Annotated in this window: 2 protein-coding genes; both read right to left on the bottom strand. The window is 52.3% G+C overall.

What is annotated here, in order from left to right; all coding sequences use genetic code 11:
- Positions 1-271, bottom strand: a 271-nt coding sequence (locus KK062_RS29980) for a hypothetical protein (protein ID WP_254088072.1), incomplete at its 3' end; no start/stop codon positions are given.
- A 125-nt stretch (positions 272-396) separates the two neighbouring features.
- On the bottom strand, positions 397-528 hold a 132-nt coding region (locus tag KK062_RS31150), incomplete at its 5' end, for a nuclear transport factor 2 family protein (RefSeq protein ID WP_369075193.1).

Genomic DNA, 528 nt, shown 5'->3' with positions numbered 1-528 from the left:
ATTTGTCACAGCCAAAATAGGAAGAGGCAGACGGTTCGCGGAGCCGGATGTAATACAGCCGGTATTGAGCGTCTTCTAATGTTACCAGGTCGGGCTGGTGGTGTGTCGTTCCCGCAGGAAGCTCCTCCAGGTAGAAGAGCAAGCTCGACTTATCTGCGCGGCGCGACTCCTTGTGCTCATAGCTCAGCAGGTACGTGTTTTGGGCTTGTACGCCGACGACGCCCGTAAGGAGCAAGAGTACCGCGATAAGATGTTTGAAAGCATGTGTCATGCTAATCCTCCTGAAAAGAACGGGCCGCCCTTATCTGTGCAAGGACGACCCCATTCTATGCAGTTATCGGTGGGACGGCGACCAAAAAAGGGAATTATTTTAGTCACCGATGGAAGTCGTTCGGCTTACGGATAGCGATAGAAGCTTTTGCTGATGATCCGCCAGCCTTCCGTAAATTTTGCGAGGACAAGGTAGTCTGTAAAGGTCTTTTTGCCTTCCCGCGTAAGCTCAAGCTTTGCTACGGCTGCTGTGCCGGT

Source organism: Dawidia cretensis (assembly GCF_018598175.1).
Classification (GTDB): domain Bacteria; phylum Bacteroidota; class Bacteroidia; order Cytophagales; family Cyclobacteriaceae; genus Ohtaekwangia; species Ohtaekwangia cretensis.
The sequence above is the reverse complement of the archived record's forward strand: the minus strand, read 5'-3'. Positions and strand labels throughout refer to the sequence as shown.